Genomic DNA, 25,778 nt, shown 5'->3' on the forward strand with positions numbered 1-25,778 from the left:
CGTGTTTGTGCCGTTACTCCCGGTAAATGATTATCTCACAAAATATTATTTGTATGAGTACTGTGAATGTAGAAAACAGAAACCGTTATGCGCTGATCACCGGCGCAACCAGCGGTATTGGTTATGAGCTGGCGGTGTTGTTTGCGCAGGACAGCTACAACCTGATATTAGTGGCCCGCTGCGAAGACCGTTTACAGGAGGTGACCAACAAGCTGAAGCAGTTATACAGTGTGGAAGTGACGCCACTGGCCGTCAACCTGTTTAAGTCCACCGCGGCGCAGGAAATATTCCGGGCCACCAGTGACATGGGGATACAGATCGATGTGCTGGTGAATAACGCGGGGCAGGGAGAATGGGGGCCTTTTGCAGAGACGGCGCTGGAGCGCGACATGGATATTATCCAGCTGAATGTGAATGCGCCGGTAGCGCTTACCCGGCTGTACCTGCCTGAAATGCTGCGCAGGAATGAAGGCCGGATACTGCAGATGGGTTCGGAAGCCGGTACCATGCCCATGCCGCTGTTGTCGGTGTATGCCGCCACCAAGGCATTTATATTGTCATTCAGCGCGGCGCTGTCAGAGGAGCTCAGAGATACCAACGTCACTGTAACGGCGCTGTTGCCGGGCGCCACAGATACCGATTTCTTCCACAAAGCCAAACAGGACGATACCGTTACCTACCGGGAGAAGCCGTTGCTGACCCCGGAGAAAGTGGCCAGGGATGGTTATGAGGCGCTGATGAAGGGCAAAAACAGGGTGATTTCCGGGGCAAGGACCAAACTGCATGTATTTGAAGGCGAATGGCTTCCTACGGAGAAAGTGGCCTCGGACGCCCGTAAGCTGAATGAGCCGAGCTCCAAAGGCGGGGGCGAAAAATGGCCGGTACATGCGGCATCCATGGAAGAACGGGAAAGTATCATGGGAGAAACCGGCAGTATCAGCGGCGACAGAAAGCGGCGATAACGATACCGGATATACGAAGGGACCGCTGCAGGCGGTCCCTTTTAAAATGTTTTCACGTTTGTTACAGATCGTCTGTCAACGGTTCGTCTCCTGCCAGTTCCTCATCGTCGATGAACGTTTGTTCCGGTATATCTTCTTCTGCTCTTTTTTGTTGCATGGTCCGCTGTTTGTCGTGCGGACCAGGCGGATGCATCGTTTCATCTGTAACCTTTTTGTGCTCATTGCTACGGTCAGAGCCGGTTGTTTTTTCTTTCGCTGGCATAAAAAAAGAGATTTAGATGAACAATAAAACCGGTACGCTACCGGCCTGCCTTCAGATGGTAGGCCTCTTCCCATGCATTGATAGCTTCTTCCGCGGAGTTACCGGTTCCGAGGATAACAGCATCACTTCCTGCACCCAGTACACAGAAATATTCAGGTCCGTCGCGGTATACATCGGGCATAAAATTTCTGGCGGCAGGCGGAAGTGCCGGATTGCTATAGTCTATCTTTACATGTTCTCCTTCTAATGAGAAATGGTTCATAATTGAGCTGTTTTCTCCATTTACCTGCCTAAAAAACCATGCCGCCGCCGCTGATCATTTTCTTTGTTTATTACAATAAAATCAGGGAAATGTGCAACGCAGTTGACCGTAGGCTGCATTACTTTTGCTCTGACAAACGCAACCGCTGGTAGCGTATCTGCATGAACAGTAAAAACATAAAGCATATTCTGTATTTGTGCCGGTAAACCACCGCTGCCGTGGGCACCGTTCACCTTTTTTGACAAAAGATTATCTTTTATAACAGTTGTAGGTTAATGATAAACCGGGGTATTCCTATCCCGGTTTTTTCATGGTTTGTGTAGGTTGTTCTACGGTGAAAACCGGCTACTGCCTTGTTTTTTGCGGATGCGGGCCTCTGCCCGAAATTTGCGGTAAAAAGGTCATGCATTATTCTCCGATATTGGCCGGTGAGTGGACCGGCTACCAGGCGCTGATACTCGACAAGTTGTACAGGTGGGGGACCGCGGCAATAAAGATGTTGCCGAACCTGGTCCTGGCCATTATCGTACTGGTCGTTTTCTGGCTGATGGCCCGGCTGGTGCGCGGCCTTGCCAACCGGCTGGTATGGAGGGTCACCGAAACGGCGGCCATTTCCGGGCTGATAGCCAGCACTGTTTACCTGCTGGTGCTGCTGGTAGGCCTCTTCATTTCGCTGAACGTGCTGCGGCTGGACAAAGCCGTAACCTCGCTGCTGGCCGGTGCGGGGATTATTGGCCTGGCGCTGGGCTTTGCTTTCCAGGACCTCACCGCCAATTTTATCTCCGGTATCTTTATCACTTTCCGCAAGCCTTTTGCCGTAGGGCATATCATCGAAACCAATGGATTTACCGGCACGGTCAATAATATCCGGCTGCGCTCCACCACGATGATCACGGCCGACGGTTTACATGTGATCATTCCCAACAAGGATATTTTTCAGAAACCGATCATCAATCATTCCCTGACGCCCCTGCGGCGTATTTCCCTCACGTTTACCTTACCAGCCGGCGAACGTCTGCCGGAGGCGGAAAAAATTATGTTGGACATTGTACGGCAAAGCAAGGTGGTAATGACCGACCGGCCCCGTACCGTGCGTTTCGACAGCATCGATGGCAGCAATGTAAAAGCGCTGCTCTGCTGTTGGGTGAACAATGAACAGGAAGGCACTTATGAAGATACCGTGCATGAACTGATCGTGAATGTAGCGGGAGCGCTGAAGAAAGGCGGCATACTCTGATGCCGCCTTTTTATGTATCTTTCCCGCATGACGCCCGCTGAAAATATGACGATTGCACTGCTGGAACGGCACGATGCCCTTCCGTACGACCTGTTACTGCTGGCCGACCCGTCGCGGGAGATGATTGACGCGTATATCAGCGAATCCCGTGTGTATCTTGCCCGGATCGGCGATGAACGTGTAGGCGTATACGTGCTGACGCCTCTCGATGATAAAAGAGCCGAGGTGAAAAATATTGCCGTACAGGAAAGCTGGCAGGGAAAAGGGCTGGGCAAACAGCTGCTGGCCGATGCCGCCATTAAGGCCAGGGAGCTGGGCTTTGAGATACTGGTTATCGGTACGGGGAATTCCAGCGTGGCGCAGTTGTATCTCTACCAGCGCAGTGGTTTCGAGATCACTGCGATCCGTAAAGATTTTTTTGTGCAACATTATCCCGAGCCTATCTATGAAAACGGGATACCGTGCAAACATATGATCATGCTGGAAAAAATCCTGTGACCACCATCCCGGAAATGAACAGCATCTGTATCAAAACCGAACAATTTAAATAATTGCGCTATTTATATTATTTTGATAGATAGTTGTTGTTGAGGTTGGCGTTGGATATGCAGCCGGAAGGTGTCTGTATAAAACCGCTATAGTATGTTTAAAAGTTACTTCCTGACCACATGGCGTAACCTGGTAAAAAACAAATTTTACTCTTTGATCAATATTGCCGGTCTTACTACCGGGCTGGCGGTTGGTTTGCTGATCCTGCTGTGGGTACAGGACGAGCGCAGCTTCGACCGGTTCCACCAGCGGGCCGATCATTTGTACCGTCTTCAGAACAGGGTGGGCACCGGTATCAGCCGCCACATCTGGACCGTTACCAACGCGCCTGTTGCCGTGAACGCACAGGCCCGGCTGCCCGAAGTAAAAGGCATGATGCGCATGACAGGAAACGGTGTGTATTCCTCCTTCCGGTACAACAACCAGCTGTTTCCTGCCAACAAATCTTTCTTTGCAGATACCACCCTCTTCAGCATTTTTGATTTTCCCCTCGTTCAGGGAAATGCGGCGAGGCCATTTACCGATGCACATACGGTGGTAATGACAGAAACAGCGGCGCGTAAATATTTCGGCAAAGAAAACCCTTTGGGAAAGGTGATCGTAGCCAATGACAAGACCAGCTTCACGGTGAGCGGTATCATCAAAGATTTTCCACGGAACTCCTCCATACAGGGTGAATTGTTTTTTCCCATGCAGTTACTGAACGATATGCATCGTGCCGGCAAGGGAAAAGACTGTGACCATGAATGGGAAGAATTCGATTTTCAGACATACCTGCTGTTGCAGCCCGGTACGGACAAAGCCGCACTGGCGAATCAATTGCGGAACATACACCTGGAGCATGAACCGAATGATACCGATATAGAGTACCTGTTACAACCGCTGGTCAGCATGCACCTGTTCGATGCAGACGGCGGCGATGAGGGTATGCAGACAGTGCGGATCTTCACCATCATAGCAATGCTGATACTGGCTATTTCTGCCATCAATTATGTGAATCTGTCCACTGCGCGGGCGGCATTGCGGGCCAAAGAAGTGAGTGTGCGGAAAATCATTGGCGCAGAAAGAAAGCAGTTGTTTTTACAGTTTATACTCGAAACTGCTTTTCTGTTCCTGTTGTCACTCGTACTGGCATTAATGCTGGCAGAAGCGCTGTTGCCGCTGTTCAACCGGTTGTCGGGCAAGGTGCTGGTGATTGACCTGATGAGCGGACGCCTTTGGATACTGACAGGTATTATCGGCGTGACTACGCTGGCGGTGTCCAGCATTTATCCAGCTTTGATGCTGTCGGCCTTTGAACCGTTGAAAGCGCTGAAAGGAGTGCTGACAGGCGGTATCCGCGATGTGGCTTTCCGCAGGGTGCTGGTGGTGGGGCAGTTTGCCATTTCCATCGGGCTGATAACGGGCACGCTGATCATTGGGCAGCAGCTGCATTTTATGCGGACAAAAAATCCCGGTTACGATAAAGAGCATGTACTCATGTGCTGGATGCCGCAGGGCAATGCGCACTACGATGCTATCCGTGAACGGATGCTGCGGGAGCCTGAGATCAAAAGCATGGTGAGGGCTTCCGGCAATATTGCCATGCTGGGCATACAGTCCGGGGACACCCAATGGGAAGGAAAAGAGAAAGGCGAAACAGTGATGGTATATCCGCTCAGTGTGGAAAAAGACTTTATCCCGTTTTTTAAGATGCAGCTGATGGCCGGGAATAATTTTTCCGGCACCCCGGCTGATTCCGGCCACTATATCCTGAATGAAACCGCCGTGAAGGAGATGGGCCTCAAAGATCCGGTGGGGCAGCGTTTTAGCCTGTGGAAGCGGCAAGGGACGATTGTGGGCGTTATTAAAGATTTTCACTTTGCTTCGCTGAGAGAAAAGATAGAGCCGGTAGTGTTGTATTATGAGCCGCAGCGCGCCGGCCTGCTGTTAATGAAAACCGACGGTCGGGGGGCGTCCGGCGCTATTACGGCCTTAAAAGAGGTGTGGCAGCAATACAATCCGGATATACCGTTCGAATATCATTTCATGGATGAAACGTTTGACGATATTTACCGGTCGGACCAGCGGACGGGCAGCCTGTTCAATGTATTTGCCGGTATTGCCATCTTCGTGTCCTGTCTGGGGTTACTGGGGCTGACAGCCTATACAGCGCAGGTGCGTACCCGTGAGATCGGCGTCCGCAAGGTGCTGGGGGCCGGCGTCAGCAGTATTGTCCGTTTGCTGACGCTGGATTTTATCCGGTTAATATTGGTCGCTAACGTTATTGCTTTACCTGTATCGTGGTGGGCTATGAGCCGGTGGCTGAACGAATTTGCGTACCGTATTCCGCTCAGCTGGACCGTCTTCCTTTTTTCCGGGACCATAGCTTTGCTGATAGCACTTTTTACCATCAGTTTTCAATCTGTCAAGGCTGCCATGGCCAATCCTGTCAAAAGTCTGAGAACAGAATAAATTATTTCCAGAAGCCCAGCGCCTGTATGTGATTGGCGGGGCAACCCCTTGCTTTTAATATTTTCCTGGCCGCCACTACGAGATGTGAGTTGCCTGCGAGATAGTATTGCCAGGAGGGATGCAGTGCCTGCTGTTCCAGTTGGGCCAGCAGCGTGTCCGCGTCGGGTAAGGTTTCCAGTGGCAGCTCGGGAAATGCCGTTGCAAACTGGTGGCGGTGCGCTTCGTCCGGGATGACCACCATGCCGGATATCCAGTTGTGGGAAGCGGCCAGTTGCTGCAGTCCGTTGAAATGTCCAATCGCGCTTCTGTCTCCCAGCATCACCAGGTGAGAGCCCTGAATAATTTTCTGCCGGGTACCGTCAGCCCCGAGGTAGTGAAATACATCGCCAGGGACAAGGCTTTGCGCCCATTGGCTGCCGGGGCCTTCGTGGCTGGTGTCAATAAAAAGGGTGCAGGTGCGGAGGGTGGCGTTCCAGCGTGCCGGCGTATAGTCGCGATAGTGATAAGGCGCCACGCGGCATTTGATATGCGGGGGTGATTGCCAGTTTTGCATGTTCACACCGGGAAGGTGAAGATCTATTTCACAGAAACCGGATGGATCCCAGTGACGAACGTCCAGCACAGATCCTTGCCGGTTGATGGTTTTCTCGAGAAATCCCAGACGGCGTTGACGTAAAGTTGTTGTTTCCATCATCAATTATTTATGATGCAAAGCAACGAACGAATCAGGTCCGGGAAAATAGACAATCAAAGGGAAAGATTGGACAAATCGCGGTATCTGGCTCTGAAGGTCAGGGGCGTTTCGCCTGCCAGTTTCCGGAATACGCGGGCAAAATAGGTATGATCTTCAAAGCCGGTACGGAAAGCGATTTCTTTGGTGGTAAGGTCTGTATAGTAGAGCAGCCGTTTGGCTTCCCGTAAGGACTCCTGCTGAATCCAGTGGCTTACGGGGAAACCGGTATGTCCTTTCACCATTTCGTTGAGGTAGGAAAGGGAGAGGTTCATTTTATCTGCGTAGGCAGCGGGGCTTTTCAGCGTGAGGAAGTGTTCTTTTACCAGTTCCTTGAACTGCCGGGAGATAATGGCCGCGCGGTCTGTCTGTTGCCGGCTGTCGTCGTTGGCCTGCAGGAAGGCGGTGGCCACCATGCCCACGTAGGCATCGATGAGGGAATGCAGCACTTTACGTTGCAGCGCATCAGCGTTGGAGTACTGGTCGTACTGCATGACCAGCTGCAGGCATTGGGAAAAAGGGGCGATGTCGTCCAGGGGAAGGCATTGCAGCAAGCCTTTGGCATCTTCAAAAATATTGCGCCATGCGTCCTGCACCAGCGGGATGTCTACTGCCAGGAACCAGCCGGAGACAGTGCCTTTATTGGTATAGTGATGTACCTGTCCGGGTGCGATGTACCCGATGCTTTTGCCTTTAGTGCGCTGGAGCGAGAAATCGATCATGAGTTCCATTTCACCGTTGTCCTGTAGGAAGAAGACAAAGTAGTCATCGCGATGTGGCTCCAGTGCAGCCATGGTGCCGGGTTGTATCTGGGTGTATTTAATTTCTATCCCGTTGCCAAAATCGGCTTTGTGAACGGGCACCTGTTTTTTCTTTTGTCGTTTGCTGCGCATGATATTGTTAAAAGACCCCTCCGGCGTGCCGGAGAGGTCACTGGTTATGCCGGGATATTATCTTTAGCGATGATGGTCCAGTCCTGGTTGCCGTGTCCTTTGGCTATCCAGCGGTCCATTTCTTCCGCGATGGCCGGGATAACGGCGAGGTGAGTACCCTTTTCGGCAGCGGCGTTGAGGAACAGCTGTGTGTCTTTGCGGGCCATGTTGAGCTCCCAGGAGGGGCTGTCGTAAGTGCCGGCCGTCATACGTTTGAGCCTGGGGGCTACCTGTGCGCCGGGGTTCCAGGCGCTGAACAGCGTATATACTTCGTTCAGCTGTATGTTCAGCGCTTTGCAGAGCGACAGCATATCGGAGAGGCCGGAGGTGAAGGTCACGAGGAAGAGGTTGCCCATCAGTTTAATGGCGGCCGCTTTGCCTGCTTCCGGTCCGAAATTGAGCACCTGGCCGGTCAGCTTTGACAGCTCCGGTTCCAGTTGAGCGATCAGCTCCTGGTCGCCGGAAACGAGCATATTGCCGCTGCTGTCCAGTGCGTTGGCGGGGCCCATGAATACGGGTGCATGCTGGTAAATGAAGCCACGTTCTTTCCATGCTTTGGTGCGTTGAACGGCGCCTTCGGCGGAAGTAGTGGTATGATCTATGATAATGGCGCCCGGCTTGAATCCGGCGCTGGCGGCGGCTAACACCTCATCTACAGACGCGTCGTCTTTCAGGGTAAGATGAATCCTGTCTGCTCCTTTTACGGCATCTGCCGCATTTTCAAATGCTTTGGCGCCGTAAGCTTCCAGTGCTGTTGCACGGGAGGCGGTGCGGTTCCATACCTGTACCTGCATTCCTTTGCTGATCATTGCCCTGACAAAGTTAGATCCCAGCAGGCCCATACCTAAAAATGCTACCATGATGTTGAATTTTTGGCAAAGGTAGGAAAGAGCGCGAATATGCTTTGTCCCTACAATGTCATCAGCTGCATGAAGGATGCGGTATCGCTTTTATGCTCGCGCGCAGCATGCAATTCGTCAAGGTAGGGGAAGGTGTTGATATTATACCGGAAGGCAGGAAGCTGGTGGCTGAATTTTTTTTCGAGGTATTGGTTCAGTTCCACGTCAGTTTTATGTCCTTCGATGTAGGAGGTCAGAAAATAATACAGGCTTTTGTGTTCTTTTTCCAGCAGCAGGTGCAGGGCGACCACAAAAGCGCCGTAGGCGGTGTCGTTGCTGCGGGCGATAATGTCGCCGGCTTTTTCATAGAAAGCGGTGTTCAGTTGCTGGTAATGCAGCGGCAGGAATATCAGGCAGCAATATTCAATGTTCCTGTTTTCAAAAACGCCACTGGTGGTTTCTCCGCCGTCCATGTTGTGCCAGGTGGCCCATTCCATGAACTCGTTGAGCGGCTGTTTGCCGGCCAGCAACGCTTTTAACTGATGCAACAGGCCATTTACCGTAGGGGCGGTGTCTTTGGCGTATTGTTTATAGTCCAGCCACTCAAAGCAGTAGTCCGGGTGGGCGGCTTCCAGCGCTGTTTCGAAAAGGGACACGGGGTCCGTGAATCCCGGTTCATAGGGTTCCGGTTGCAGCGTAGCTTCCAGCCGGAACATCAGTTCCCGGGTGGTCAGCTCTCCCTGGAACCAGCGGATGATCATATCGTGAAAAAACGGGTATTGTTTTTCCGGGGCACTCATGGCAAACAGGTTTAAAAGTGCTAATGTACGAAAGAACCGGTTACAGGAAGAGCTCGTATGATTCATTGCCGGCGAGGGCAATCATTTCCTGCCGAAGAACCGTTGTTTATCGCTTTTAGCGGGTATCAGGCTTTGGATGGCGGCAGCGGCTTCGATGGAGCGGTCGGCCTCTATGAGGCTGGCGCCATCGCGGATGATGGCCTGGTAGGCGGCGGCGCGGGTGGCGGCATCGGGTTGTTTGTCGTAGGTGGGCGCTGTGGAAATCATGCACATCACGCCGCGTTGGTGGAGCGCTTCGTACAGTGGTTGCAGCTGTGGTTTGTTGTCCGGTCCTACATAGGCCATGATGTGGGACCATGGAATGCCGGCGGCTTCATATTCTGCCATGGCTTCCGGTGTTTTGACGAAGGCTTCAAACACAAAGTCCTTGTTGCGGTCGTAGTACCAGCGGGCTTCTTTCGCGGTATGTACGGTGATCATCACATGGCCTTCCGCTTTGTTTTGGGTGATGAGGCTGGCCGTCATTTCAAAAGGCACGTCTTTTTTATCGAGGATCAGGACCGTTTTTCCTTTGGCCCAGGTAATGGCTTCCTGCAGCGTGGGGATGCGGTATTCCGTTACATTTCCTTCCACATCTTTGAGTTTCAGCTGTTTCAGTTCCGCCAGCGTGTAATCGGACACTTTGCCGGTGCCGGTGGTGGTACGGTCCAGCGTGGCGTCGTGCATGAGCACGATGGCGCTGTCTTTGGTGAGCCGCGGATCTATTTCAAAAGTGGCGGGAGTATGCCGCAGGGTGTTTTCAAAGGCAGCGATGCTGTTTTCCGGGAAGCCTTTATTGACGCCGCCACGATGGCCGCTGATGAAAGGAATGTCTTTGCCGGTATAACGGAGGAACGCCTGTAGTTCTTTGCTGTTGCGGATGTTGAGCACATGCATTTTTTGTGCTTGTGTGGACAGCTGTGCCAGCAGGGCTGTCGCCAGAAACAATTTTTTTATCATGGTCTGAATTTGACAAGGGCGAAATATATTTATTTTCCCGCAGCATTTACTGCTGGCGCTGACTGGTGATATTAATTTAATATTGATATTATTTGTATATTTTATAATACCTATGCTTTTGAGAGGAGATAAAAACGGGAAAACTCCCCTAAATCTTTGAGGACCATGAGTTATTTTTGCGCTTCCTTTTGTGATATAATCATACCATGTTCTTTAGGAAAATCGCTAACTTCTGGAATGCTGTTGTAAACACTGGAATACACCCCGGCTTGTCTTTCATTGAAACGAGGCGGACCATGCTGCTGAATACCGTGGCGATTCCCGGCGTAATACTCACGCTGTATTTCTGTGTCCTCAACCTGATACAGCATCGTCCTTTACTGGCGCTGGTGAACATTATCCACACGCTTGCCGACCTGCTGGTCCTGTATCTCAATAAAAGACAGCGTTACCTGCAGGCGCGCGCCGCGGTGATCATATTCAGCCTTCTCCTGTACGGCGTCTCCGGGTTCTTTTTCCGGAACGGCGTAGAGTTTTATCTTATCCTGATACTGGTACTCATTTATCTCATTTATGATAATAAATGGTTATTAGGCTTCCTTTCTGTATTGATCATCTCCGTGATTGCCTTTGTTTATTACGCGCCGGTAATATGGTACCTGGAGCCGTTGGTCCCTTCCGGCAGAGTACTGGTGAACCTGGTCATCGCCCTGAGCCTGGTGGTCATCGCCCTGCTTTATTTTAAAAGCGTACATACGGAATATCAACAGGAGACGGAAGAACAGCGCAAAGCGCTGGATATCCTGAACCGCGACAAAATAAAACTGTTCTCCATTATCGCCCACGATATCCGCAGCCCGCTGGCCACACTGGAAGGGCTGTTGCTCATGTTCAGCAATAACCACTACAGCGAAAAGGACATGAAATCTGCCGCGGTGGAACTCCATCTGAAAGTGTCCCAGCTGGGAGAAACGCTCAATAACCTGCTGCGCTGGACGGCCGGACAAATGAAAGGACTGCACACTGTTCCCGCCATGCTGCCCCTGGCGCCGCTGGTAAGCGATGCGCTGGGCACTTTTGAGCCGAATGTGCGGCAGAAGGAGATTCAGCTGGACCTGTCCATTGCAGAAGATGTACAGGTATTTGCAGATGTGAACCAGCTGATGATTGTATTACGCAACCTGATCAGCAATGCCGTTAAATTCAGCCATCAGGGCGGGAAAATCACCATCCATGCTACCATGGAAGATAAAAATATATGTCTGCATGTAAATGACCAGGGCGTAGGAATGGACCCTGACCGGCAGGCCACCCTGTTCTCTTTCGGTTATAAACCCAGCTACGGTACGGCAGGCGAACGGGGATCGGGCATCGGCCTGGTGCTGTGTGCCGAATTTATCCGGCAGAACAACGGGGATATTTCCGTGGAAAGTGAACCGGGCAAAGGCACCACTTTTCGGTTGACATTACCCCGCAGCGGGGGAGAGGCGCCGGAGGAAACAGGAGAAGACTGGTAGCCGCCTGTATCTTCCCAACTTTGCATGATGCTGGGTTTGATGAAATATTTTCATAGCTTTGTTTTCGAGCATAAACATTTTCATCAGCCAAACCAATGCCCGCTTACCACGTATACGAGGACAGTGAACTGCTTGACTTTATGAAGTCGGGCAATGAAGCCGCATTTGATGAAATCTACCACCGCCACTGGCATACCCTCTATCACGCCGCCTATTACCTGTTGCAGGAAGAAGCGCCCGCTATGGACATCGTACAGGACGTATTCGTCTGGTTCTGGGAACATCGCGACCACCTGGTGCTGACCACCCTGCGGGGGTATCTCCTGATGGCGGTACGTTATAAAGCCGCCAACTATTTCCGCCGCCGGAAAGTACGCGCCGCCTTTGCCGCAGAAACAGCCATGCAGGCCCGTGAAGAAGGCGCCCTCGACCACGCGCTGGAACTGAAAGAACTGAAAGCCGTGATCGCTCACTTCACCGCCACACTGCCCGACCGCTGCCGGGAAGTATTCCAACTGAGCCGGCAGGACCACTTGTCGAACCGTGAAATCGCCCGTCAACTGGGCATTTCGGAGAAAACGGTGGAAAACCAACTGACGATTGCATTGAAGAAATTAAGAGTAAGACTGGGAAGTATGAGTTTGTTGATGTGAGTTAGTGTGGATACTATATACCCATAGATATACCCCCTTATACCCAAAAAAACTTTTAAACCCCTTGGGGGATCTCTCCTGTTAAGGTGCCTCATATACAGGAACGTCCTTATGGAACAGGAAAAACTACAACATTTATTCGGTAAGATCAGCGACGGCACTGCCACGGACGAGGAAATGGCCTTGTATCTGCGGTATTGCGCATCCGCTGAGCAGGAGGGCGAACGCATGCTGCCACCGCCTGGTACCAAAGGGGTGGAGGAGCGGATGCTGGAGGCCATTCACCAGCGTACCGGCCGCGGAAAACCGCGCCGTATGAGGTGGTACTGGTATGCTGCAGCAGCTATGCTGACCGGCCTCATTGCGCTGGCGGTATACCTGAAACCGGCAAGGCATGCTGCCAGGCCGGCACTGGCTACAGCCGTGCAACAAGACCTCCCGGCCGGCAGCGATAAAGCAGTGCTGACCCTCGCCAACGGTAAAAAGATCACGCTGGGAACAGCCGATGATGAGGCGCTGGCAAGGCAGGCTGGTCTGCGGGTGTACCGGAGCGACAGCGGCGAGATCGTCTATGAGGCCACCGGCGCCGGTAGCGGTTTCCATGAAATAGCCACCCCCCGCGGCGGACAATACCGGGTAGTACTACAGGACGGCAGCAAAGTATGGCTCAATGCCGCTTCTTCCCTTCGTTATCCGGCCACCTTCACCGGCAGCACCCGGACAGTGCAACTCAAGGGAGAGGCCTACTTCGAAATTGCCGGTAACGCCCGTCAGCCTTTCATCGTGCAAACACCATCGCAACAGGTGGAAGTATTAGGCACGCATTTCAATGTAAACGCCTACGATGACAATACGCATACGCAGACGACATTGCTCGAAGGCCGCGTAAAAGTCAGCGCAGGCGGCAACGGACTGATATTACGTCCCGGAGAACAGGCCCGCCTCACCCACCAGGGCGCCTTGTCCAAAGCCCCGGCAGACGCGAACGCCGCCATCGCCTGGAAAAACGGGTATTTTATTTTTAATGAAACGTATCTCACGGAAGTGTTGCAACAACTCTCCCGCTGGTATGATGTAGAGGCAGATCTCAAAACAATTCCAACAATGCGTTACAACGGCGTTATTCCACGGAACGTACCGCTGTCAAAAGCTTTGGAGATGCTCGAATTCACCGGCGGCGTAAAATTCAGCGTGAACAATAACAAAATCAGTATCAGACATTAAAAAAACAAAACAAGGAGGAAAAAAATTCGTCAACCAAAAAAAGACCGGCCATGCGTCAACATGACCGGTCACAGATAAGGTAAAACAGTTACCAAACGCACATTCAGTAAACTATTCTTTCACCTAACCAAGCAAATGTATGAATTTCAGAAATCCATACAAGGGGGTGTTTTGTCCCACCACCAGGAACCCCCGTCACCAGTACCTAACAAAATTTTTAAATGTTATGAAGCTGACGTTTCTGTTGATGACGGTCGCTTTTATGCAGGTGTCGGCTGCAGCATTTTCGCAGCAGGTGACGCTCAGACTGGAAAAAGCCTCCCTGAAAACAGTGTTCGCCGAAATCCGGCGACAGACCGGGTATGATGTGCTGTTCAGCACGGAAATACTGGAGAAAGCCACCCCGGTAAGCATATCGGTAAAAGACGCTTCCATCGACGAAGTGATGGCCACAGCGCTCTATCATCAACCCCTGTCATACCGGGTCGAAGGGAAAATCATCCTGATTGGCAGCAAAACACTCACCCCCGCCACCGCGCCGCTCCTCGTGAAGATGCCGGTGAAAGGCCGGGTGACCAACGACAAAGGGGAACCGCTCCCCGGCGTCAGCATCCTCGAGAAAGGGACCGCCAACGGCACCATTACCGACGGACAAGGCGCGTTTTCGCTCAACGTGCAGGGACCGGCGTCAGTGCTGACGGTCCGCTTTATCGGGTACGCTCAGCAGGACATCAAAGCCGCGGTCACCATGAACATCGTGTTGCTGGAAGACCTGTCTGCCATGAGCGAAGTAGTGGTAGTGGGCTACGGCTCCCAGAAAAAAGCGAACCTCACCGGCGCCGTCAGCTCCGTGAAAATGGATGAAGTCCTCGGCGACAGGCCCGTGAGCTCCGCCTCACAAGCCCTGCAGGGCGCGGTCCCGGGCCTGCAGATCACCTACGGCTCCGGACAGCCCGGCACCTCCACAGCTATCAACATCCGCGGCTATACCTCTATCAACGGCGGCGAACCACTGGTGCTGGTAGACAACGTTCCCATGGACATCGATGATGTAAATCCCAAAGACATCGACAACGTTACTGTACTCAAAGACGCAGCGGCAGCGTCTATCTACGGCGCCCGCGCTGCCTTCGGCGTGATACTGGTCACCACCAAAAAAGGAAAGAAAAACCAGCCCGTCCGCTTTAACTATTCCACCAACTTCACTTTCAGCTCACCTACCACGCTGCCGCAGAAAGCCACGCCGCTGGAACTGGTGCGCGCACTGAAAGACTTCGGTACCAACTCCTACTGGACCGGCCAGAACGTGAACACCTGGCTGAAACTGCTGGAGGAATACCAGCAAAACCCGGCTGCTTACCCCGACGGCTATACGACGGTGAACGGCCTGAAATATCCGCTGATGCAAACAGACCTCTACGGTGAACTGTTCAACCGCGGCTTTGAACAGATGCACAACTTCTCTTTCGGCGGCGGCTCTGAAAAAACAACGTTCCGCGTGTCCGGCGGCTACACCGGGGAAGACGGCATCCTTGTCACCAACAAAGACAAATACACCCGTTATAACTTCAATGCCTATCTCGGAACGGAGCTGACGAAAAACCTTAACGCCAGCGTCAACCTGTTCTACAAAAACAGCAACCGCACCACGCCGGCAGATTTCGGCAGCCTGTTCTACAACGCGATCACCTACAGTTCGTATATACCTACCGGTTATGGTACCGCTCCTAACGGCGATGTGCTGCCTTATAACACGCCGAACAACGTGGTGCGTACAGAGCCGGTCAACACGGCCTTTGGAGACGATCTGCGCCTGTTCGGTAAACTGGAGTACAATCCGCTGAACGGATTAAAGATCACCGGAGAATATACCTACAACAAAAAGAATGAGGACAACCGGCAGATCAGGGGTAAAAATGAATACATCAATGCCGCCACCTACGACCGGCAGTTCCTCAACAACAATACCCGCTACACCCGCGCCAATGACCGCACGGTGTACCAGGCGGTCAACCTATACGCGAGTTATACCAAAGCGCTGGGGCAGCACCACGCCACCGTACTGATCGGTACCAACCAGGAAATCAGCAAGCAGGAAAACTTCAGTATCAACCGGCTGGACATCCTCAGCCCGCAGGTACCTTCCCTGTCTACCTCCACGGGCACCATCGCCGGCGGCGACGGCTTCGGCGAGTACGCTATTTCCGGTTATTTCGGACGCATCAACTATGACTACAAAAACAAATACCTGCTGGAAGTAAACGGCCGTTTCGATGGCTCCAGCCGCTTTGCACCGGGCCACCGCTTCGGTTTCTTCCCCTCCGTGTCTGCCGGCTGGAATGTGAGTGAAGAAGCTTTTATGAAACCACTCAGCCCGGTGCTGTCACAATGGAAACTGCGTGCGTCCTTTGGCGAAATCGGCAACCAGGTGGTGTTTAAAACAGATAAAGCGGGCAACAGGGTCCCTAACTATTATCCTTATATCCCTGGCATGGAACCCTACAACGCCGCCTGGACGGACCCCGCGACCAACATCCGTTATGTGTCGCTGGGCATGCCTGCACTGGTTAGCTCCGACTTCACCTGGGAAACAGTACGTACCCTCGATTTCGGTACAGACTTCAGCCTGTTCCGCGACCGCCTCAATACCACGTTCGACTGGTACCGCCGCAGCACGCTGAACATGCTGGCGCCAGGCGCGGAACTGCCTGCCATCCTGGGCGCTCCCGCACCATTGCAGAACGTGGCCGATCTGGAATCCAAAGGCTGGGAACTGCAGATGTCCTGGAAAGATAAAATAAGGTCAGTGAGCTACTCCATCGGCTTCAACCTGTCAGACAGCCGCGCTTTCATTACCCGGTACAACAACCCCGCCGGCCTGCTGAACATCAACGCAAACGGGCAGCTGGACAACTACTACACCGGGCAGGAGATCGGGGAGATATGGGGCTTCGGCACCTATGGATTTTACACCGTAGATGATTTCCGGAAAGGATCGCTGGACGCTAACCTGCAGAAAGGCACGCTGTTGCCCGGTGTGCCCGGATACCGCGGCGTACCGCAGAACCCCGGTGATATCCGCTATGAAGACCTGAACGGCGACGGCCAGATTTTCACCGGCAATAACACGCTGTCAGATCCGGGCGACCGGAAAATTATCGGCAACAGCCAGCGCCGCTTCCAGTTCGGTATCTTCGGCAACGCCTCCTGGAATAATTTCGATTTCTCCTTCTTCCTGCAGGGCGTGGGCAAAAGAGACCTGTGGCTGAGCAACCAGCTGTACTGGCCCTATCTCAACCAGTTCGGCACCATGTACAAACACAATCTCGACTACTGGACGCCTTCCAATCCCAATGGCTTTTATCCGCGCGGCTATCCTGATGGCGCCGGTAACGCAGACAAGAGCCGTTTCGTGCAGACAAAGTATTTATCCAACGGCGCTTACCTGCGGGTGAAAAATATCACGCTGGGATACACTGTTCCCAAGTCGCTGCTGAAACGCATTTTCATCGATAATATCCGTGTATTCGTGACCGGTGAAAACCTTTTCACCTTCGATCACCTGCCGGATGGTATGGAGGCTGACGCCAATATCGTGAGCGACGGCGGTATCTATCCTTTCCTGAAGAAATACAGCTTCGGTCTAAATGTTAATTTCTAACCAGCAAAACCAATCAGTATGAACCGTATTCAACATATTGTTTCCGTTGCTGCTGCCGCCTTGTTGCTGCACAGCTGCCAGGGCCGGCTGGACCTGCAACCAAAAGACCAGCTCACAGAGAAAACCACGTTTACACAATACGATAATATCAAAGCTTACGCATGGCAGTTCTATGAAGTGTTTCCCGGATACAGCAGCGCCAACGTGAATAAAGAATATGACGGGGACCTGTTCCTGAATGCCAACCCCAACGGGGAGTCCAACTGGATATGGCAGCGCGTTACCATCCCGTCGTCTTCTGATGATTATAAAGATCCCTATGCACGGATCCGCGCGGTGAACATCATGCTCGATAACCTGGACCAGTCGCCCATTTCAGCGGCTGATAAAGACCACTGGCGCAGCGTGGGATATTTTTTCCGCGCTTACAGCTATGCCAACCTGGTGAATAAATACGGCGATGTGCAGTGGGTAGAGAAGGCATTGTCGGACGGCGATGTGGACCAGCTTTACGCCAAACGTACGCCCCGCGCAGCAGTGACGCAAAAGATCCTCGATCAGCTGCTGTGGGCGGAAGCACATATCAAACCTGCCGGCGACGGTCCCAATACCATCAATGTACATGTTGTGCGGGCGCTGATTTCCCGTTTCGGGCTTACGGAAGGCACCTGGCGCAGGTACCACCAGCTTGGTGATCCGCTGCCTTACCTGCGCGCCAGCGCTGATGCCGCTGCCAAACTGGTAAAAGATTTTCCGCTGCTGAACCCTAACTACGACCTGGATTTCAACAGCGAGTCGCTGGCCAACGTACCGGGCATCCTGCTGTATAAACAGTACGAACAAACGCAGGTGTTCCATTCGCTGGCATCGCTGGGCCGTAACTCCGCAGGCCGCTGGGACCTGACCAAAAAGGCGGTGGACATGTACCTGATGACAGACGGGCAAACCCGCTGGACCAGTCAGCAGTTTGCCGGTGATCAGTCTCCCTACACCGAGTTCCGCAACCGTGACAAACGTTTATACTTCACCGTGCCGCCACCGTTTAAAGTGGTGGTGAACCATCCCAGCATGAACTGGCAGCCTACCGGCGATCCTGCGGACCAGGAGTATTTCCCGGTGATGGCCGCTATCTCCGGTCCTAAAAACAAAACGCTGCCTACGCTCAACTGGCAGGGGCTGGTGGTACGGCAGGAGCCGCACTTTGCAGACGATAACCGTGGGCAACCTTTTAATGTAACGTATACCGGTTACCGTTTCTATAAGTTCAGCAACAAGATACAGATGGTGCAGAACCTCGATGTGAACGATGCGCCCATCTTCCGCATGGGAGAGGTGATGGTCAACTATGCAGAAGCGAAATATGAGCTGGGCGAATTTGATCAGGGCATTGCTGATCAGACGATCAATAAACTGCGCGCCCGCGGCGGTGTGGCGCCGTTGCAGCTGGCGGCCATCCCTGCAGACCCTACGCGCGATCCAACGGTAACGCCTGCACTCTGGGAGATACGCCGTGAGCGGGCGATAGAGTTGATGGGTGAATCTTTCCGGTTTGACGACCTCCGTCGCTGGAAGAAAATGGACTATGCACTGCAACAGAAACTGGGCCGCTGGATCAAAAAAGGGGTGGACGTATCCGCCACAGCGCCCATCCCTGTGCAGAACGGCGCTACCGAAGGATACATCGCCTACGAGAAGGTGCCGCCTGCTCCATTCCCTGAGTATTATTATCTTTATCCGATCCCATCCAATCAAACGGTGCTGAACCCCAGTCTGGTACAGAACCCCGGATGGAAATAACCCGTAAAACTGAACGTGATGATGAAAAAAATTGTTCTACCGCTGCTGTCGGCCTTACTGTTCACAGGGGCGTCCACGCAAGCGCAGCAGCGTCCCAACATCGTGTTTATCCTTGCGGATGACCTGGGCTATGGCGACCTGGGCGTATATGGGCAGCAGAAAATCAAAACGCCGAACATTGACCGGCTGGCCCGTCAGGGGATGCTGTTTACCCGCTTTTACGCCGGAACGTCCGTGTGTGCGCCGTCCCGCTCTGCGCTGCTGACAGGGCAGCATACCGGTCACACTTACGTGCGCGGCAACAAAGAGATACAGCCGGAAGGGCAGGAGCCATTGGCAGACACCGTGCAGAGCTACGCGAAGATGTTGCAGCAGGCCGGTTACGTGACCGGCGCATTCGGAAAATGGGGACTGGGCATGGTAGGGACTACCGGTGCGCCCGATAAAAAAGGGTTCGATGTGTTTTACGGATATAACTGCCAGCGGCAGTCGCACCGCTACTATCCCACACACCTGTGGAGCAACAACACGCGCATCGACCTGGAAGGCAATGATCTCCGGCAGAAAAAAGTATATGCGCCGGAGTTAATACAGCAACAGACGCTGGCTTTCATTGAAAACAACCGCAGCAAGCCATTTTTCCTGTTCGTACCGTCTATCCTGCCACACGCAGAATTATCAGGGCCTGACGATCAGTATTACCAACAATATGAAAACGCTTTCCCGGAAACGCCGCATAAGGGTAACGACTACGGCCCCGGCGCGTTGGTGCCGGGTTACGCTTCCGTGGAGAAGCCACATGCCACCTATGCGGCGATGGTCACCCGCCTGGACGCCTATGTAGGGCAGATCCTCGACAAGCTGGACCAGCTGGGGCTTACTCAAAATACCATCGTTATCTTCAGCAGCGACAACGGTGCACACCGTGAAGGCGGCGCCGACCCGGTGTTCTTCAACAGTTCCGCCGGACTGCGGGGTTTCAAACGGGACCTGTATGAAGGCGGTATCCGCACGCCTTTCATCGTAAAATGGCCAGGCAAGGTGAAAGCGGGCAGCCGCAATGCTTTTGTGGGCGCGTTCTGGGACCTGATGCCTACTTTTACGCAAATCGCCGGCGCTCCGAAGCCACCCTATACAGATGGTGTTTCCCTGGTGCCCACGCTTATCGGCAAAGGTAAGCAGGCTCAGCATCCTTACCTGTACTGGGAGTTTCATGAAGACAACGGTACACAGGCCGTACGTATGGGCAAATGGAAAGGGTTCCGCAAAGGAGTGATGAAAGACGCACAGGCGCCGCTGGAGCTGTACGACCTCGATAAAGACCCGGCAGAGCAGCACAATGTGGCGGCATCTCATCCCGATATCGTGAAAAAAATAAAAGGATATATGGAGGAAGCACATGTGGAAAGCCCGGTGTTCCCGCTGACAGCACATTAATGAAAGGACACTACGGATGAAGCGGCCGGCCTGTAAAAGGCTGGCCGTTTTGCATTAACGGTTAATTTTTTGTATTATTAGTGACGTTTAAAATTCCCGTTTATGCATACACGCCGTAATTTTCTGCAACAGGTGGCAGCCGCTACCATGGCCATTCCACTATCATCGCTTTCCGCGCTTGCCATGCCGCGCCGTGACGGACAGGTGCTCCGTGTGGCCCTGATGGGCCTTGGCGGTTATGCCAACCGCGTGGCAGAAGCCATGCAATCCTGCACAAAAGCCAAACTCACCGGTATTGTCAGCGGTACGCCTTCCAAAATAAAGGATTGGCAAAACAAGTATGGTATTCCCGAAAAGAACTGCTACAGCTACGACACGTTCGATCAGATCAAAAACAACCCTGACATCGACGTCGTTTACGTAACCACGCCCAATGCGCTGCATCACAACAATGTGATCCGTGCGGCTGCGGCAGGTAAACATGTCATCTGCGAAAAGCCGATGGCGCTCAATGCCAGAGAAGGCAGGGAGATGATCGCAGCCTGTAAAAAAGCCGGCGTGCAGCTGTTGGTAGGTTACCGTATGCATTTTGAACCCAAAACGCTGGAGGTGGTCCGGATGCGTAACGATGGGGAGTTCGGAAAGGTCCTTTTCTTCCAGGGGCTGTGTGGTTTCCGCATCGGCGACCCTACGCAGTGGCGGCTGAACAAGGCGCTGGCCGGGGGAGGTTCCCTGATGGACATCGGTATCTACGCGATCAACGGCGCCCGTTATATGGTGGGTGCTGAGCCGGTATGGGTGACGGCGCAGGAAACGAAAACAGATCCGGTGAAATTTAAAGAAGGCGTGGATGAAACGATACAGTTTCAGCTGGGATTCCCGGATGGCACTGTAGCCTCCTGCCTGTCGACCTACAACATGAATAATCTCGATCGTTTCTTTTTAAACGGGGAGAAAGGATTTGCGGAATTGCAGCCATCCACCGGTTATGGCCCTATCCGCGGCCGTACACATAAAGGGGAACTGACGCAACCGCATAAAACCCATCAAACAGTACAGATGGATGAGATGGCGGGCATCCTGCTGGAAAACAAACAACCGGTGGTGCCTGTCAACGGTGAGGAAGGGCTGAAAGATCTGCAGATCATCGACGCTATCTATCAGGCGGTGAAGACGGGCCGCCGGGTGGACCTGCACCTGGGATAACTATCCCCTGAAAGTATTGGGCGCCAGCGATGTCTGTTTCCGGAAGAAATTGGAGAAATGGGCCAGCTCTTCGAAACCGAGGCTGTAAGCGATCTCGGAGATGCTCCAGTCTGTTTGCTTCAGCAGTATCTTGGCTTCCTGTAAAATCCGGTTGCTGATCAGTTCAGTGGTGGTTTTGCCCGTCTGTTCCTTCAGTACTTTATTAAGATGGTTGACATGTACGGCCAGTTGCCCGGCGTAATCCTTTGCTGTGCGCAGTCCAACCCTGTGCTGCGGCGTGGCTACCGGGAACTGTCTTTCCAGCAGTTCCATGAACAGGGAAGATACCCTGGTAGCTGCATTATGGGTGGGATTTAAGGTGTCTGCCGGTTGCAGTTTCTGGCCGTGATGGATCAGCTCCATAACGTAATTGCGTAACAGGTCATATTTATAGCGGTAGTCGGAAGCCAGTTCCTTCTGCATTTTCCGGAAGATGGCCAGTATTTCGGCCGCTTCCTCATCCGACAGCTGGAACACCGGAACGCCACCGGGCCGGTAGATCGGCAGATCTTCCAGCACAACGCCGCTTGTATGGCGGGTCAGGAATTCATCGTTGAAAATACAGAAACAGCCGCCCTGTTCTTCGTCCAGCGGCACCCAGTTATAAGGGATGCGGGGCGTAGCGAACAGCAACGCGTTTTTTTCCACGGAGATGACCTTATCCGCGTATTCAGCGCGGTTTCTTCCCTGGATAAGGCTGATTTTATAGTATGTACGCCGGTTATAAGGCATTACCTTTTTGTTGACTTCGGCGGTATTGAACACGTTAAAATGACCGATCTCCCGTTGGGCGTCTGCCGGTTCCTGCCTGTTGGTTTCCCGGTAGAAATCTTTCAGCGTAGTACTATCCATATAGTATCGGATTTACAGTATTCAAAGGTACGAAAAGGAGGACATCCGTCCGCCGGTTTGAATTTTGCAAACAATGGATTGATACACACAACCAGCCGCAGCAGTAGTGGGCCTACCTTTGTGTTATCAAAAACAAAAACAAATTTCATTTATGACATCCCGTAAAAAAATAGCACTGGTAACCGGCGGCAGCCGTGGTCTGGGTAGAAATATGGCGCTGCGTATTGCAGAAAAAGGTATCGATGTGGTGATTACTTATCACAGCAGGAAGGAAGAGGCGGAAGCGGTGGTAGCGGCCATCGGTGAAAAAGGCGGTAAAGCAGCGGCGCTTCAGCTGGACGCCGGTAATATCAAAAGTTTCCAGGATTTTTTTCAACGGTTAAAAGCCTTGCTGGAAAGCACTTTCCAGGCAGACCATTTCGATTTCCTGGTGAATAACGGCGGTACCGCCCTCTATAAACCGTTTGCCGAAACGACGGAAGAAGAATTTGACACCGTGCTGAATGTGCATTACAAAGGCGTGTTTTTCCTGACGCAGCAGGCGCTGGCCTTGCTGAACGACGGCGGCCGTATTATCAACATTTCCTCCGGCCTGGCGCGGTTTTCTTATTTCGGCAGTTCCGCTTATGGTTCCATGAAAGGCGCGATAGATACGCTGACCCGTTATCTGGCCAAAGAGCTGGCGCCTCGTCGTATAGCCGCCAACGTAGTAGCCCCCGGCGCTATTGAAACAGACTTCGGCAACGGTCATGTAAGAGATGATGCGGAGCTTAACAGGAGCATTGCAGATGCTACGGCACTGGGCCGTGTGGGCTTGCCGGAAGATATCGGCGGTGTGGTGGCTTTCCTGTTGACCGAAGAAGGAAGATGGATCAACGGGCAGCGGATAGAGGTATCCGGGGGGATACATCTGTAATTGCGATGAGCAGGGATATTCCTGCTATGCAGGTGTAAGCCGCTGGTAATCATCCAGGCGGATGAATAACGAAACAGCCATGGGCGCGATGCCATGGCTGTTTTATTTTTTTGATTTTTCTGTGATTATTTCGCTTTTCGCGCGAATAATTTATAGTATTATTTTTTCCAGTTGACCGTCGCAGATTTTGTATCCGCGGAGCTGGTACCAATGCGGATAATGAATTCGCCCGGTTCCCAGACGTATTGGAGATTGCTGTTGTAGAACTTCAGGTTGTCCGGTGAGATGTTGAAGCTTACTTCCTTGCTTTCGCCGGGCTGCAGGGATATTTTACGGAATCCGATGAGGTCCTGTACGGAGCGGGTGACGGAGGCTACCGGGTCGGTGAGGTAGAGTTGTACTACCTCTTCGCCGGCATATTTACCGGTATTGGTCACGGTCACGCTGGCGGTAATGGTTTCATTGCCGGCGGGATTTTGTTTGCTCACTTTCACATCGCTGTAGGAGAAGGTGGTATAGCTGAGGCCATAGCCGAAGGGATACAGCGGTGTATTGGGTACATCGAGGTAATCGGATTTGAATTTCTGGAAAGCGGCGCCTTCCAGCGGGCGGCCGGTATGTTTATGATTATAGAATACCGGTATCTGTCCGACGTTGCGGGGGAAGCTGGCGGTGATTTTCCCGGAGGGGTTGTAGCGGCCGAACAGCACGTCGGCGATGGCGTTGCCTGCTTCGGTGCCGGCGAACCAGGTATCGAGGATGGAAGTCACATGGGTGTTTTCCCAGCTGATGGTCATCGGGCGGCCGTTCATCAGCACCAGTACGACAGGTTTGCCGGTTTTAACCAGGGCTTTGAGCAGTACCTGCTGGCTTTCGGGGATGTCAAGATTGCTACGGCTGGCGCTTTCACCGCTCATCTCGGACGCTTCGCCCAGTACTGCCACCACCACGTCGGCTTTGTTGGCGGCGTCGAGGGCTTCCTGCAGCATGGCATCGGGGGTGCGGCTGTCTATTTCAGCGCGGGGACCGAAGACATTTACATTTTTGGCGAGGGTGGTATCGTCGGTGAGGTTGGCGCCTTTGGCGTAGAGCACTTTCACTTTGTCGCCTGCTACGTTGCGGATACCTTCACGAACCGTAACGGCCTGTTGCAGGTCGCCGGATACGGCCCAGGTGCCCAGCATATTGTTTTTGCTGTCGGCCAGCGGGCCAACGAGGGCGATGGTGCCTTTTTCGGAGAGAGGCAGCGTTTGCCGGTCGTTTTTCAGCAGCACGAAGGAGCGGGCGGCTATTTCGCGGGCTGCGGCCCTGTTGGCCGGGGTCAGGATATCTTTGGCCGCGCGGTCTTCCCGTATATAGCGGTAAGGATCATCGAAGAGGCCCAATTTGTATTTGGTCTCCAGTACACGGCGGCAGGCGTTGTTGATGTCCTGCAGGGTGACTTTCCCTTCCTGCAGTGATTTCCTGAGGGTAGTCAGGAACCCTTCACCTACCATGTCCATGTCCAGCCCTGCTTTGAGTGCCAGTGCGGACACGGTTTGCAGGTCGCCGAGGCCGTGGGCCATCATTTCGTTTACTGCGGTATAGTCGCTTACCACCAGTCCTTTAAAGCCCCACTGTTTGCGGAGCAGGTCGGTGAGCAGCCACTTGTTGCCCGTAGCAGGTACGGCATCCACATCGTTGAAGGAGGTCATGATGCTGCCAACCCCGGCATCGATAGCGGCTTTATAGGGAGGGAGGTAGTATTGGAACATTTTGATGCGGCTCATGTCAACGGAGTTGTAGTCGCGGCCGCCTTCAGCGGCGCCGTAGAGCGCGAAATGTTTGACGCAGGCCATCAGCGTGGTGCCCTGGCTGTAGTCTTTGCCCTGGTAGCCCCTTACCATTGCTTCGGCGATGCGGGAGCCGAGGTAAGGGTCTTCCCCGGAGCCTTCTGCGATGCGGCCCCACCGGGGATCGCGGGAGATATCTACCATGGGGGAGTAAGCCCAGGAGAGCCCGTCGGCGGTGCCTTCCTGTGCGGCGATGCGGGCGCTGCGTTCAATCAGTCCCATATCCCAGGAGGCGGAGAGGCCCAGCGGGATAGGGAAAATGGTTTTGTGGCCGTGGATGATGTCCAGCCCGAAAATGAGCGGGATGTGCAGGCGGGAGCTTTTAACGGCGATATCCTGTATTTTGCGGATCTTCTCAGGGCCGGTGATCCCGAAAAGGCCGCCTACATTGCCTTTACGGATATTGTCGTCAACCCCCTGGCTGACTACCGAACCGGTAACGGTACCGCCTCCCGGCACCACCAGGTTCAGCTGGCCGATTTTTTCTTCTAACGTCATTTTGCCCATCAGGTTACTGATAAAGGCGTTCATTTTAGCATCCTGTGCATGTGTTTCCGTGGCGACTACCAGCAGTAGTCCGATTAGTAGCTTCTTCATCTCGTGTATTTTAGGGCCTGC

Annotated in this window: 22 protein-coding genes; 12 read left to right on the plus strand and 10 right to left on the minus strand. The window is 53.1% G+C overall.

Annotated elements, in window-relative coordinates; all coding sequences use genetic code 11:
- The first annotated feature begins 53 nt into the window (after nt 1-53).
- On the plus strand, nt 54-962 hold the full coding sequence (locus tag HF324_RS09990) for an SDR family NAD(P)-dependent oxidoreductase (RefSeq protein WP_168802338.1): 909 nt from the start codon (nt 54-56) through the stop codon (nt 960-962).
- Between the two features lie 61 nt (nt 963-1,023).
- On the opposite strand, the gene HF324_RS09995 is transcribed toward HF324_RS09990, so the two are convergent.
- From HF324_RS09995 to HF324_RS10005, 3 genes are read right to left on the minus strand one after another with little or no spacing between them, the layout of a single operon-like run.
- Complete coding sequence (locus HF324_RS09995) at nt 1,024-1,224, minus strand: hypothetical protein (protein ID WP_168802339.1); 201 nt, start codon at nt 1,222-1,224, stop codon at nt 1,024-1,026.
- A gap of 37 nt (nt 1,225-1,261) precedes the next feature.
- Nucleotides 1,262-1,486, minus strand: a complete 225-nt coding sequence (locus HF324_RS10000) for a hypothetical protein (protein WP_168802340.1) — start codon at nt 1,484-1,486, stop codon at nt 1,262-1,264.
- A 20-nt stretch (nt 1,487-1,506) separates the two neighbouring features.
- Nucleotides 1,507-1,731 carry a hypothetical protein gene (locus tag HF324_RS10005; protein ID WP_168802341.1) on the minus strand — a complete coding sequence of 75 codons (225 nt, stop codon included), beginning with the start codon at nt 1,729-1,731 and terminating at the stop codon, nt 1,507-1,509.
- 158 nt (nt 1,732-1,889) lie between these two features.
- On the opposite strand from HF324_RS10005, the gene HF324_RS10010 reads away from it, so the two are divergent.
- The 3 genes from HF324_RS10010 to HF324_RS10020 all read left to right on the plus strand — a co-directional run bounded on the left by HF324_RS10010 (nt 1,890) and on the right by HF324_RS10020 (nt 5,726).
- Nucleotides 1,890-2,723 carry a mechanosensitive ion channel family protein gene (locus HF324_RS10010; RefSeq protein WP_168802342.1) on the plus strand — a complete coding sequence of 278 codons (834 nt, stop codon included), beginning with the start codon at nt 1,890-1,892 and terminating at the stop codon, nt 2,721-2,723.
- 27 nt (nt 2,724-2,750) lie between these two features.
- Complete coding sequence (locus tag HF324_RS10015; RefSeq protein ID WP_220101288.1) at nt 2,751-3,221, plus strand: GNAT family N-acetyltransferase; 471 nt, start codon at nt 2,751-2,753, stop codon at nt 3,219-3,221.
- A 144-nt stretch (nt 3,222-3,365) separates the two neighbouring features.
- The gene (locus HF324_RS10020) at nt 3,366-5,726 is read left to right on the plus strand and encodes an ABC transporter permease (protein WP_168859694.1); all 2,361 of its coding nucleotides are present in this window, start codon (nt 3,366-3,368) and stop codon (nt 5,724-5,726) included.
- Nucleotide 5,727: 1 nt separating this feature from the next.
- Here HF324_RS10020 and HF324_RS10025 read toward each other — a convergent pair whose 3' ends face one another.
- The 5 genes from HF324_RS10025 to HF324_RS10045 all read right to left on the minus strand — a co-directional run bounded on the left by HF324_RS10025 (nt 5,728) and on the right by HF324_RS10045 (nt 10,026).
- Nucleotides 5,728-6,417 carry an SIP domain-containing protein gene (locus HF324_RS10025; protein ID WP_168859695.1) on the minus strand — a complete coding sequence of 230 codons (690 nt, stop codon included), beginning with the start codon at nt 6,415-6,417 and terminating at the stop codon, nt 5,728-5,730.
- A gap of 56 nt (nt 6,418-6,473) precedes the next feature.
- Complete coding sequence (locus tag HF324_RS10030; protein ID WP_168802345.1) at nt 6,474-7,349, minus strand: helix-turn-helix domain-containing protein; 876 nt, start codon at nt 7,347-7,349, stop codon at nt 6,474-6,476.
- A gap of 44 nt (nt 7,350-7,393) precedes the next feature.
- Nucleotides 7,394-8,248, minus strand: coding sequence for an NAD(P)-dependent oxidoreductase (locus HF324_RS10035; protein WP_168859696.1), 855 nt, complete (start codon nt 8,246-8,248; stop codon nt 7,394-7,396).
- 50 nt (nt 8,249-8,298) lie between these two features.
- The gene (locus tag HF324_RS10040) at nt 8,299-9,027 is read right to left on the minus strand and encodes a hypothetical protein (protein WP_168859697.1); all 729 of its coding nucleotides are present in this window, start codon (nt 9,025-9,027) and stop codon (nt 8,299-8,301) included.
- A gap of 81 nt (nt 9,028-9,108) precedes the next feature.
- On the minus strand, nt 9,109-10,026 hold the full coding sequence (locus tag HF324_RS10045) for a glycerophosphodiester phosphodiesterase family protein (protein ID WP_168802348.1): 918 nt from the start codon (nt 10,024-10,026) through the stop codon (nt 9,109-9,111).
- Between the two features lie 296 nt (nt 10,027-10,322).
- Here HF324_RS10045 and HF324_RS10050 point away from each other — a divergent pair, with 296 nt between their 5' ends.
- The 7 genes from HF324_RS10050 (at nt 10,323) to HF324_RS10080 (ending at nt 21,521) form a co-directional block, all read left to right on the plus strand.
- Complete coding sequence (locus HF324_RS10050; protein WP_168802349.1) at nt 10,323-11,543, plus strand: sensor histidine kinase; 1,221 nt, start codon at nt 10,323-10,325, stop codon at nt 11,541-11,543.
- 95 nt (nt 11,544-11,638) lie between these two features.
- The gene (locus HF324_RS10055; protein ID WP_168859698.1) at nt 11,639-12,196 is read left to right on the plus strand and encodes an RNA polymerase sigma-70 factor; all 558 of its coding nucleotides are present in this window, start codon (nt 11,639-11,641) and stop codon (nt 12,194-12,196) included.
- Between the two features lie 111 nt (nt 12,197-12,307).
- On the plus strand, nt 12,308-13,420 hold the full coding sequence (locus tag HF324_RS10060) for a FecR family protein (RefSeq protein ID WP_168859699.1): 1,113 nt from the start codon (nt 12,308-12,310) through the stop codon (nt 13,418-13,420).
- Nucleotides 13,421-13,646: 226 nt separating this feature from the next.
- Complete coding sequence (locus HF324_RS10065) at nt 13,647-17,081, plus strand: TonB-dependent receptor (protein WP_168859700.1); 3,435 nt, start codon at nt 13,647-13,649, stop codon at nt 17,079-17,081.
- An 18-nt stretch (nt 17,082-17,099) separates the two neighbouring features.
- Nucleotides 17,100-18,878, plus strand: coding sequence for a RagB/SusD family nutrient uptake outer membrane protein (locus HF324_RS10070; protein ID WP_168802353.1), 1,779 nt, complete (start codon nt 17,100-17,102; stop codon nt 18,876-18,878).
- 18 nt (nt 18,879-18,896) lie between these two features.
- A complete protein-coding gene (locus HF324_RS10075; protein ID WP_220101289.1) occupies nt 18,897-20,315 on the plus strand; it encodes an arylsulfatase in 1,419 nt (472 codons plus the stop codon).
- A gap of 102 nt (nt 20,316-20,417) precedes the next feature.
- Nucleotides 20,418-21,521, plus strand: coding sequence for a Gfo/Idh/MocA family protein (locus tag HF324_RS10080; protein WP_168802354.1), 1,104 nt, complete (start codon nt 20,418-20,420; stop codon nt 21,519-21,521).
- Here the strand turns inward: HF324_RS10080 and HF324_RS10085 are convergent, their stop codons facing one another.
- The gene (locus HF324_RS10085; protein WP_168802355.1) at nt 21,522-22,412 is read right to left on the minus strand and encodes a helix-turn-helix domain-containing protein; all 891 of its coding nucleotides are present in this window, start codon (nt 22,410-22,412) and stop codon (nt 21,522-21,524) included. It abuts the gene before it with no gap.
- A 151-nt stretch (nt 22,413-22,563) separates the two neighbouring features.
- Between HF324_RS10085 and HF324_RS10090 the strand changes: the two genes are divergently transcribed.
- Entirely contained in the window at nt 22,564-23,328 is a 765-nt protein-coding gene (locus HF324_RS10090; RefSeq protein WP_168859701.1) for an SDR family NAD(P)-dependent oxidoreductase, read from the plus strand.
- A gap of 158 nt (nt 23,329-23,486) precedes the next feature.
- Here the strand turns inward: HF324_RS10090 and bglX are convergent, their stop codons facing one another.
- Nucleotides 23,487-25,757: a beta-glucosidase BglX gene (gene bglX, locus HF324_RS10095; RefSeq protein ID WP_168859702.1), complete on the minus strand. Its 2,271-nt coding sequence runs from the start codon at nt 25,755-25,757 to the stop codon at nt 23,487-23,489.
- Between the last annotated feature and the right edge of the window lie 21 nt (nt 25,758-25,778).

The sequence above is a fragment of the Chitinophaga oryzae genome, assembly GCF_012516375.2.
GTDB lineage: Bacteria > Bacteroidota > Bacteroidia > Chitinophagales > Chitinophagaceae > Chitinophaga > Chitinophaga oryzae.